Genomic DNA, 295 nt, shown 5'->3' with positions numbered 1-295 from the left:
AAAGCCCAGATAACGCAGTTGCTGGATGCGCACAGCGATAAAAGCCAGCACCACAACCATACGTTCCAGATTACCACGGCTCTGCATCCGCAGGCTTTCCACCTGTGCCCCGCCGCTTTTCCAGGCTTTATGAAAGTCTTCTATCAGCCAGCGCCTTTCATAATAATCCAGTATCTGCCGGGCTTCCTCAGCACTCGTGACCGGCTCTGATGTCAACAGATGCCAGCACAGACCGTCCGTTTTTCCCTTTTCCTCACAGTTTACATAATACAACGGAACAGATGTGCCCTGTTTG

The 295-nt window shown here is 51.5% G+C and carries 1 protein-coding gene; it reads right to left on the bottom strand.

Annotated features, from left to right (window positions below; translation table 11 throughout):
• Positions 1-295, bottom strand: a 295-nt coding sequence (locus M6G53_RS25315; protein WP_253335309.1) for a transposase, incomplete at both ends; no start/stop codon positions are given.

The sequence above is a fragment of the Serratia nevei genome (assembly GCF_024160145.1).
Lineage (GTDB): Bacteria > Pseudomonadota > Gammaproteobacteria > Enterobacterales > Enterobacteriaceae > Serratia > Serratia nevei_A.
This window is presented reverse-complemented; position numbering and strand designations above follow the sequence as displayed.